Source organism: Pseudomonas sp. S2_F07, assembly GCF_054668325.1.
In genome coordinates this window covers 5,047,700-5,059,018 of the sequence record NZ_CP162758.1, presented here as the reverse complement: position 1 = coordinate 5,059,018, position 11,319 = coordinate 5,047,700, and the positions used below count along the sequence as shown (strand labels likewise).

Sequence of the window (11,319 nt, the reverse complement as noted above, 5' to 3'; positions counted from 1 at the left end):
CGCCGCCGATCGGGCACATGGCCTTTGCGCCTGTGGCCAATCCCATTTTCACCCGTTGTTACGAGCCTACTGTCATGACCTTAGCGCGCGATCACCGGATCGACTTTTTTCGTGGTCTGGCACTGATCTTCATCTTCTGGGATCACGTGCCCCACAACCCCTTGGGGCAAATCACCCTGCGTAACTTCGGTTTCAGCGATGCAGCCGAGATTTTCGTGTTCCTGGCAGGCTTCGCGTCCGTATTGGCGTACGGCAAAGTCCTGGCGCGCGAAGGCTTTCTGATCGCCTGCGTGAAAATCCTGCGCCGGGCGTGGGTGCTCTACGTGGTACACATCTTCCTGTTGGCGATGCTGATGGGCATTGTGTTTTTCGCCAACAGCCACGTGGAAACACGGGACCTGGTGGAGGAAATGGGCATGCATCACTTCATCAGCAACCCGCAGCAGGCGCTGATCGATGAACTGCTGTTGCGCTTCAAGCCGAACCTGATGGACCCGCTGCCGCTGTACATCGTGCTGTTGGCGGGCTTGCCCCTTGCGCTGCCCCTGCTGGTGCGCCAGGCCTGGGTGGTGGTCGCGATGTCATTGGCGCTGTACCTGATGGTGCCGCTGGCTGGCTGGAACCTGGCCGCCATCAAGGACGGCGTGTGGTATTTCAACCCGGTCGCCTGGCAGTTGCTGTTCGTGCTCGGCGGTGCCGCTGCGATTCACAGCCAGCGCCCGCGCCTGCCCGAATCCCGCCCACTGGTTCGCCAGCCGTTGTTTGTCGGTGCGGCGTTGTATGTCGTGGTCGCGGGTGTGTTGACCGTGCTGTGGCGTTGGCCGGACATACACGATGCCGTGGTGCCGGCGAGCCTGCAAAACATCCTGTACCCCATCAGCAAGACCGACCTGTCACCCGTGCGCCTGCTGCATTTCCTCGCACTGGCCTACGTCACGGCGAAACTGATTCCCGACAGCGGATGGACGCAAAACTGGCTGGCGCAGCAAAGTTGCCGCATGGGCCGTTTCTCGCTGGAGATTTTCTGTCTGGGCGTGCTGCTGGCGCCCCTGGCGGACATGGTCAATGCGTTGACCGACGATGCTTTTGCCATGCAGATCTTCACGGCGCTGGTGGGCGCCGGGTTGATGGCGTTGCTGGCGGCGTGGCTGGAGTTCAACAAGCGTTTGAACCAGACAATCAAAAGATCGCAACCTGCGGCAGCTCCTACAGAATCAGACCGCATCCTCCTGTAGGAGCTGCCGCAGGCTGCGATCATTTGCTCTTCAAAACCAAAAAGCCCCGATCATTTACGACCGGGGCTTTTGTCTTTCAGGCATTACGACTTACGAAGCCGAACGCGCCGCACCTTGCGCCACATGGGTCGGTTGCAGCTTGAACACGTAGAACAACACCGTCAGCAGCACCAGGAACGCAGGGCCCACATACAGCGCCACGCGGGTGTCCGGGAAGTACGCCATCAGGCCCACCACCAGCACCAGGAACGCCAGCGCCAGGTACGAGCTGACCGGGTACAGCCACATGCGATATTTCAGGCCAGCCGCTTCGCTGGCGCTCAGGCCTTTGCGGAATTTCAGCTGGGCCAGCAAGATCATCGCCCAGGTCCAGATCGCGCCGAAGGTGGCAATCGCCGTCACCCAGACAAACACCTTTTCCGGTACCAGATAGTTCAGCAGTACGCCCAGCAGCAACGCGCCAATCGACAGCAGCAATGCACGACGTGGAACGCCATTGTTCGAGGTCTTGGCAAAGCCCGCCGGGGCCTGGCCGTTCTGCGCCAGGCTGTAGAGCATGCGCCCGGTACTGAAGATACCGCCGTTGCAGGACGACAACGCCGCGGTGATCACCACGAAGTTGATGATGCCCGCCGCGGTCTTGATGCCCAGGCGCTCGAAGGTCATCACGAACGGACTGCCCTGGGTGCCGATTTCGTTCCACGGGTAGATCGACAGAATCACGAACAACGCACCGACGTAGAACAGCAGAATCCGCCAGAACACCGAGCCGATGGCGTCGGGAATGGTCTTTTGCGGGTTCTTCGCTTCACCGGCGGTCAGGCCGATCATCTCCACGCCCAGGTAGGCGAACATCACCATTTGCAGGGACATCAACACGCCTTGCACGCCGTTGGGCATGAAGCCGCCGTGGGTCCACAGGTTGGAAATCCCCAGGGCCACGCCGTCGTTGCCGAAACCGAAGGCGATGATGCCGATACCGCCGAACACCATCGCAACGATGGTGACGATCTTGATCAGGGCAAACCAGAACTCGAATTCACCGAAGGCCTTGACCGCGATCAGGTTGATCGAGCCCATGCTGATCAGCGCGGCGAGCGCCCAGATCCAGCGCGGCACATCGGGGAACCAGACGCCCATGTACACCGCCACGGCCGTGATTTCCGCGACGCAGGTCACCAGCCACAGAAACCAGTAGTTCCAGCCGGTCAGGAATCCCGCCAGCGGGCCGAGGTAGTCCTGGGCGTAACGGCTGAACGAGCCGGCGACCGGATTGTGCACGGCCATCTCGCCGAGGGCGCGCATGATCACCAGGATCGCCAGACCGCCAATGATGTAAGACAGCATGATGGCCGGGCCGGCCATTTCAATGGCCTTGGCCGAGCCCAGGAACAGGCCGACGCCGATACAGGCACCGAGCGCCATCAGGCGAATATGCCGTTCGCCGAGTTCGCGTTTAAGCGGACCGCCCTGAGCGGTCTCGCCTTGGGGCTGGTGATTGCCTACGGGCATAAGGGGCACCTCATCTTGTTGTTGGATATGACCACCGAGCTTTGAAGCCGCCGACCGATAGGCCAATGGCTTCGCGTAACCGGGCCTGCTTTGTAAGCAGAACCGTCCTGTAGGACAAAACCTGCAGGATCAGCGGGTCGTGCAGTATAAAAAGCTGACGGCAGAGATATTCACTCTATAAACCACTAAATTCAGTCATAAATCCCGGCAATAACCCGACTTGCGGAGGGGCATCAACTGGATTTTGTATGAATCTTCGCTATTTAAAGGGCGCGGAGTATTGCACAGCATTGGTGCATCGTCATGCCCCCAGCCAAAGCCTATAAAGCTCTAGTTCAAGTGTTTCAGCCCTCCTGCCTACTGTGGCGAGGGAGCTTGTCGGATCGCCGCACCGTCCCGTCCGACTGCGCAGCAGTCGCAAACCAAAAAACCAGATCGTCCAGACAGATCAGAGTTGCTGGTATGGGGACCGCTTCGCAGTCCAGCGGGAGCAAGCTCCCTCGCCACAAAAAGAGGCCATTACCCGACGTTTTACCCTTCACATTTTCTTCACCCTCGCCAACCACCGTCTAAGCTTCATTCAAGTCCGATCAATCTGCGTGAATGGATCAGTCGACTATGGGCGCTTTGTGGCAAACCGATTCGAGTAAAACCGTGGTTCCGAATGAACGAGAGGATGAAGCGCCTACACCTGAAAAACCCCGTCGCTCCAGGCACGGATGGGGAGCGTTCTGGCTATTACTGTTGATAATCGCGGTTGTCGCGGGGCTTTCCGCCGCGAGGGAGATGCGTACCTCGAAGTTCCAGGCCCAGGAGGTCAGCAAATACGCCGCGTCCCTGAGCTATGAGCTCAAACCCGGCCCCAGCGATGCGATTCGCTATCCAGGGGACGGTCCGTTCGATCGGCGCCTGGGCTACAGCTCGCTGGATGAGTTCCTGCCGCGCCTGATCAAGCGTGATTTCGTCGTCGAAGCACAAACCCGCTTTTCCCCGGCGCTGTTGAAATACAGCGACAAGGGCCTGTTCGTGCCTTATGCCGAGAAAATCCAGGCCGGGCTATCGATCACCGATTGCCGCGCAGCGCCGCTGTACCAGTACAACTATCCACAGCAGCTTTACTCGACCTTTGCCTCGATCCCGCCGGTGGTGGTCAACAGCCTGCTGTTCATCGAGAACCGCTTCCTGCTCGACCCCAGACAACCGCTGGCCAACCCGGCAGTGGACTGGCCGCGATTCGGCATGGCGGCGTGGTCCCAGTTGGCCAAGATGTTGCACGTACCCGGTCAATCCGCAGGTGGCAGTACCCTGGCCACGCAACTGGAGAAGTACCGGCATTCCCCCGATGGCTTGACGTTCAATGGCGCGGAGAAGATTCGCCAGATGATTTCCGCCACCGTACGCGCCTACCAGGCCGGGCCACAAACCCTTGAAGCCCGGCAGAACGTGGTTCGCGACTACCTCAACAGTGTGCCGCTGTCGGCCGTACCGGGCCACGGTGAAGTGCATGGCATGGCTGAAGGGTTGCGCGTGTGGTACGGCACCGACTTCAATCAGGCCAACGAAGCGCTGTCCAGCACCGCGACGGATCCAAAAACCATGGCGGAAAAAGGCCTGGCCCTGCGTGAGATGCTGTCGTTGATGATTGCCCAGCGCCGCCCGTCGCACTACCTGGTCAAAGGTCACGATGAACTGGCTGACCTCACCGACAGCCATATTCGCCTGCTGGCGCAAAACCATGTGATCGACGCCGAGTTCGCCACCGCCGCCCTGGCCAGCAAAGTGACCTACCGCGACTGGGCCACCCAGCCGACCATTCAACCGATTGAAACCAACAAGGGCATCAGTGTCGCGCGCAGCCGTCTGGCCGGCATGCTCAATCGCCCGCTGTATGACCTCGACCGCCTTGACCTCTCCGCCACCAGCACCCTGCAAGGCGAGTTGCAAAGCGAGGCCACCGCGTACCTGAAAAAACTCGCCGACCCTGAGTTTGCCACGCAAATCGGCCTGATCGGCGAACGCCTCCTGACCACCACCAGCACCACCCAGGTGCGCTACAGCTTCACCTTGTTCGAACTGACCCCGGACGGCTCGCGGGTTCGGGTACAGACCGACAGCACCGACCAGCCATTCGACATCAACGAAGGCAGTAAACTGGAACTGGGCTCCACCGCGAAAATGCGCGTGCTGACCACCTACCTGCAAATCATCGCCGAGCTGCACGACAAATACGTCGGCATGACCATTCCGGAACTGAAGAAAGTCGACGTACCGGATCAGGACCGCCTGAGCCGCTGGGCGGTCGATTACCTGATCGAGAACAAGGACCGCGACCTGAAAAAAATGCTCGGCGCCGCCCTGGACCGCAAATACTCCGCCAGCCCCGGCGAGGCATTCTTCACCGGTGGCGGCCTGCACGTGTTCAACAACTTCCGCAAGGAAGACAACGGCCGGATACCGCCCCTGCGCGACGCCCTGCGCGAGTCGATCAACCTGCCGTTCATTCGCCTGATGCGAGACCTGGTGCGCTATACCATCTACTCCGGCCCCAACAGCAGTGCCGAATTGCTCAAGGACGACCGCGACCCGCGGCGCCAGGAGTACCTGGCCGAATTTGCCGACCGCGAGGGCACTTCATTCCTGCTCAAGTTCTGGAAGAAGTACAAGAACAAGGACACCCAGGACCGCCTCGACACCTTCCTCGACAGCATGCGCCCGACCCCGATCCGCATGGCCGCCGTGCACCGCTACCTGCTGCCGCAGGCCAGCCAGGAAAGCTTCAACGCCTTTGTGCGCTCGCACCTCAAGGGCGCCACGCTCACGGAAAAACTCACCGACGAACGTCTGGTGCGGCTCTACGAATCCTACGGTCCCGGCGCCTACGACTTGCCAGACCAGGGCTTCATCGCCAAGGTCCACCCGCTGGACCTGTGGCTGATGGGCTACTTGCTCAATCACCCCGACGCCAAGTGGAGCGACATCGTCAAAGCCAGCCAGTTCGAGCGCCAGGAGGTCTACAGCTGGCTGTTCAAAAGCCGGCACAAGGGCGCCCGCGACAGTCGCATCCGCACCATGCTGGAGATCGAAGCCTTCCTGGACATCCACCAGCGCTGGCAGAAAGTCGGCTATCCGTTCGATCACCTGGTGCCGTCGCTGGCCACCGCCATCGGCAGCTCCGGCGACCGCCCCGCCGCCCTGGCCGAATTGATCGGCACCATCCTCAACGATGGAGTGCGCATGCCAACCCTGCGCATCGACAGCCTGCATTTCGCTGCGAACACCCCCTATGAAACCCAACTGGTCAATGACCCGGACGTCGGCAAACGGGTGATGCCATCCGAGGTGGCGAGCGCCATGCGCGAAGCCCTTTCACAAGTGGTGGATGCCGGTACCGCCAAACGCGTGGCCGGCAGTTTCAAACTGCCGGATGGCAGCCCGCTGGCCATGGGCGGCAAGACCGGTACCGGTGACAACCGCATCGAAGCCATCGGCTCCGGCGGACGGATCCTGAGTTCCAAATCGCTCAACCGCACGGCCACGTTCGTGTTCTACATCGGCGATAGTCACTTCGGCACCCTGACGGCGTTCGTGCCGGGCCGCTCGGCGGAAAGCTTCACCTTCACCTCGGCGTTGCCGGTGCAGGTGCTCAAGGGCATGGCACCGATTCTGACGCCATACCTGCAACCGGGCTCCCACACGATGTGCCAGCCAACCCAGGCAACGGCTGTGCGCTGACCATTACAAAAAAACGCTGCCGGGGTGGCGGTAACTATTTATTTTTCACTCTCTGATTTTGGGGGACTCGGGGCAAAAACCGCGCCCTTTCAAACCATTTTTTGAGCTTTTTTCGGGGGCCACGCGTACCTAGTCTCTTCGTTCCATTTTTGATCAACGGACGATCAGACAATGCCCAACCCCGATAAAACTCCAGACTCGCTCGCCGACGATCCGGCCGATAAAAGTATCCACTTTGAGCGGGTCAAACAGGCTATCCCTTACTGGCTGAAAGAAACTTCCATCGCTCGTGTCAACGAACTGAAAGCCGACAGGGTGATCCTTCCAGACCCGCTACGGGAAGCCACCCGGGCGCTGCAGCAAAAACTGAAAAATGACATCAGGCTCAGTTGGACTGCGCAAAACCAGGTAGATCGCGCACTGAGCGAGTTGCAGGATGTCTACGCGTTTGCCCGGCCCATCCTGCAACACGCGCTGAAAGACCGCTTCGGCGTCGACGACGATGTCGAGCAGACCTGGCTACAACTGTATGCACCGGTGAAAACATCCTGGTGGGTGCATGATTTTTCCGGCGGCACCACCAGCCGAACCGTCTCGCTGCTGGACGCCGCCGTACATAATTTTTCGCTCGACGAGTCGTTTCACCAAGACTCCGAATTCATCACCCGCCCTAACGCTCGCGGGCATTTCTGGGTCAAACACCTCAAGCACAAACTGAGCATCGATCAGTTCAAATCACTGTGCCGTGAACTGAACATCGGTGCCAGATACCAACAGCACCTGAACGAGTTTTTGCTGTCGCCCAACAGGGTCGCGAGCAACTACCTGCGTTACATCGTCATTGGCAGTCAGAAAAGCGCGTTGAATGTTGCGGCACAAATGGCCCTGATGAAAAAGGACATCGACCAGGAGGCCTATGACGTCGTGCAAGGCATGCTCAACGATCGCTTGAAAATGCAATGGCGCGGGCAGCCGGTCGGTTATTACAACCTGTCGATGATGGACACGCGCCTGGTTGGCATTGTGCTGATCGCCCCCGATGTATACACCTCGACAAGCACCGTCCCGGTCCTGGCGTATGTTCCCCATGATCCGGAGCATCCGCTCAAGCTGTACCCGTCGACGCTGGATTTCATGGCGGAGCTGACACGCCAGCTGCGCGACGGCACCTCCAGCAAAAGCTATCAACAGTACTTCAGCCAGTTCGTGCCCCATCAGCAACGCGGACCGTTCTTTGCCGGACTCAATAATCGCCTGAGTAAAATCAAATGGCAGCCGGCCCCACCTGGCTCCAACTTGCCCAGTTGGCGTGAACCCCCCGTGGCCAACCCCGACCTGAGGTTCAGCCTGTCGAGCGTCAGGACCGACAGAGAGACAGTTTTCAAGAATGATCTTTGGGGCTACTACTACCAACAGAAGCTCAACAAGATTCTCAACGATGGGCGGGAAATCGCGATTTCCACCGAGTACGCCGATCGCATGGCCCGCTGGGCCTGGTGGGATAACCTGGAAAAAATGCTCTCGGACATTTTCAACGTCGCGCTGCTGGTGGCGACGCCACTTGTCCCCGGCCTGGGCGAACTGATGCTGGCCTACACGGCCTATCAACTGACCGATGAAGTGGTCGAGGGTATCGTCGACCTGGCCGAAGGTCATTTTGCCGAGGCGGCGGAACAGACCATCAACGTGCTGGAAAGCGTCATCCAGTTGGGGACATTTGCGGCGGGCGGCGCAATCGGCAATGTCGCGCGAGCGAAGCTCTCGCCGTTTTTCGAAAATCTGAAACCGGTGCAGTTGGCAAACGGCGAGACACGGCTGTGGAACCCTGACCTGAGCCCTTATCATCAAGCCGACGTGGTTTTGCCAGCGGATGCACGGCCTGATGGACAGGGTATTCACCAGTATCACGGCCAGCGAATTCTGCGCCTGAACGATCAACACTTCGATGTGCTGGACGACCCGGTTACCGGGCAACAGCGCATACGCCATCCGCAGCGGTTCGATGCCTATGCACCGACCCTGCGACACAACGGCCAGGGTGCCTGGGTCTGCGAAACGGAGAACCCGCGCGAGTGGGAAGGCACGACACTGATGCGACGCCTGGGCCATACAACCGATGCCTTCAGCGACACGCAACTGGAGCGGATCCGTCAGATCAGCGGCACTGAAGAGGCCGAACTGCGCAGGATGCACATTGAGCACGCCCCGCCGCCGCCTTTGCTGACCGACACCCTGCAACGCCTGGGGGCACCGGTGAATCCGCATCCTGCGTTACCCCCTGAAATGGCTGCATTGTTCAGCGATTATCCCGAACTGCCTGAACCCGTCGCGGAAAAAATCTTCGCCGGTGCCACCCCGTCGGAACTCCAGCAGATGACCCGGCACAAACGCCTGCCCTTGCGCCTGAGATGCCAGGCCCGGGAACTCCAGTTCGAGACCCAGGCGGTGCGCGCCGCCCATGGCCTGTACGACAACGCTTTGGTCAGTGGTGATACCGAACGCCTGGTGCTGGGCACCTTGCGCATGCAAACCGATACCTTCGGCAAGCTACGCATCGAAATCCGCCAGGGCGCGCTCGACGGCGAACTGCGATGCAGCGCAGGGCCCGAAGATGCAGCACAAGTAAGGGTCATGGTGCGCAACGAATCCGGAAAATACGAAGTGCGCGACACCGAGGACCAACTGATCCATGCGGCCGATGATTTTCTTCCTGCCCTGCTCCAGGCCATGGGCCGGGATGGGCGCAGAGCGATTGGATATCGAGCGGAGGATGTCGGGTTCTTCAAGCACTGGATCATCGCCAAGATCGAGACACCGAGCGAGCGCCGGGCGGTTCTGGCCACGCCTCCCATTCGCGCCGTGGCCGAGCATGAGACACTCTTGCTGGTGCGAGGCGCCTCCACCAGTAGAGCCGGCGAAACCCTGCACGAACGCATTCAGGACCTGTACTCGGACTTCAGCGAGCATGAGGTCGACACGTTTGCCGACGCCCTGATCGCTAGAGGCGATGCACTGAGAGCCATTGAGCAATGCGAAGATGAACTCGATGAACTGCGCGTCATTCTCAACCGCTGGGAATACCAGCAACCGCAAACGTGGGGGCCTGGCAGCAACGAGTTTCGTGACGGCGGCGGACAGCATATCGCCGAGCGCCTAATCGAATGTTTCGAGCGCAAAAAAACCGGACTCGGCAGCCGTCTCGACCTGGACAACTATGCGCTCGACCTGTCCAGAGAAATGCTGCCACTGGACCTGGAGACCTGGTGGTCAAAGCGGCCTCCCGAGCTGAGAAAGTTCCTCGACAAAGTCAACGTGCTGAAACTCGACAAAACTTATTTTTCCAGCGAGTTCAATGGCTTGCTGAAAGACTTCCCAAATCTTCACGAACTCAGCGCCCGAAACTGCGACCTTAAGCGGCTACCCGACAGCATCAGGAACATGCGCCGCATGGAACGCCTGCAGTTAAGTGATAACCAGATTGTGTTCGATGCCAGCGCAGTCCTGCGACTCAAGCAACTGACCTTCCTGGAAATACTCAGGCTCGAAGGCAACCCTCTGGCGATGGCACCGGACATTGGTCGCATGCCGAGACTTAAGGTCGTAGCCTTGAAAAACACGGGCCTGGCCACCTGGCCCGACGGCACCCTGGCCAAAACCCGCCCAAGGGGGTTTTTCCTGGATATGCGGGACAATCCCCTCAGCGTTATTCCCGAGGTGGTACCCGGCAGGCCAGAAGCCTGGGTCATTGCCCGCACCCGACTCAACGTCGGTGATTTGTCGGAGATGAACCAACTGCGATACCAGGAGATTCGTCGCTCAGTTGGATTGCCTCCCGAGCCACTGGTGATTCCTCACCCGACGGACTACGGCGCCACTGCCGATGATTGGGCCGATGTACCCGGGTTTGGGGTAGAACGGGTCGTCTCTTTCCGGGAACTGACCGACGACCCCCGGTCCCATGCGTTTATTGAAGCCGTGCTCAAACAGGAAAGCTCGTCGGACTTTGCCGCTGGTGGCCCTGTTCGCCGGCAATTGGTACAGCGTATGGCACGCATGGTCGATGCCGTGTACATCGACACTCAGCTGCGCGAACAGCTCTACACCATGGCCATTGCCCCGGTCGATTGTGCCGATGCCGGTGCTCAGTTGTTCAACAGCATGGGCATTCGCGTGCTCGCCTCCGAGGCCTATTCGTACTCCACCGATCCGGCGCAGCTTCAACGCAAACTGGTGACCCTTGCCAAAGGTGCCGCACGGTTGGAGCACGTCAACGAAATCGCCCGGGCTGACGTTGCCAGTCGTGGCGGCACCCCTGATGACGTCGAAATCTACCTGGCGTACCAGACAGGTCTCGCCTCGCGGTTGAACTTGCCGTGGCAATCCGAAGGCATGCTGTATCGACCGGTTGCCGGCGTTACTGACGCCATGATCGATGAGGCGTATAACACGGTGCTGGCTCTGGGTGAAGGCGACGGCCTGATCAACACAATGCTTGAACAGGACTTCTGGGAGAGTTATCTGCGTGAAACCTGGCCTGTTGAAACGCAGACGAACAAACTTCTCTACCAGAGCAAATACGAGAAACTGGAGGAACTGCGCACAACCCAGCGTCAGTGGCTCGAGTCGACGTCGGACGTTGAGAAAGCCGAACTGCGCAACCGGCTCAGGGAGCTCATCAACGATCTGCCCGTCCCAGAGACCGTAGTCTTTGCCGATGAGCCGATCAGCGAATCTGACTTCGATCGCTTCCTCGTCGATCTGGGTGACGAGGAGAAACAGCTGGCGAGACAACTGACCCGAGAGGCTCTGCGCAAAGCCGGCCAATAAAAGTCATAAAGCA

At 59.6% G+C, this 11,319-nt stretch carries 4 protein-coding genes; 3 read left to right on the top strand and 1 reads right to left on the bottom strand.

Annotated elements, in window-relative coordinates; genetic code table 11:
- The first annotated feature begins 74 nt into the window (after positions 1–74).
- Entirely contained in the window at positions 75–1,235 is a 1,161-nt protein-coding gene (locus tag AB4O40_RS22875) for an OpgC family protein (RefSeq protein WP_409078258.1), read from the top strand.
- Between the two features lie 90 nt (positions 1,236–1,325).
- Here AB4O40_RS22875 and AB4O40_RS22870 read toward each other — a convergent pair whose 3' ends face one another.
- Positions 1,326–2,747: an amino acid permease gene (locus tag AB4O40_RS22870; RefSeq protein WP_409078259.1), complete on the bottom strand. Its 1,422-nt coding sequence runs from the start codon at positions 2,745–2,747 to the stop codon at positions 1,326–1,328.
- A gap of 618 nt (positions 2,748–3,365) precedes the next feature.
- Between AB4O40_RS22870 and AB4O40_RS22865 the strand changes: the two genes are divergently transcribed.
- Entirely contained in the window at positions 3,366–6,479 is a 3,114-nt protein-coding gene (locus AB4O40_RS22865) for a transglycosylase domain-containing protein (RefSeq protein WP_460057935.1), read from the top strand.
- A gap of 171 nt (positions 6,480–6,650) precedes the next feature.
- Positions 6,651–11,306 (top strand): dermonecrotic toxin domain-containing protein, encoded by a 4,656-nt coding sequence (locus AB4O40_RS22860; RefSeq protein WP_460057938.1) that lies wholly within the window; start codon positions 6,651–6,653, stop codon positions 11,304–11,306.
- Positions 11,307–11,319 lie beyond the last annotated feature (13 nt).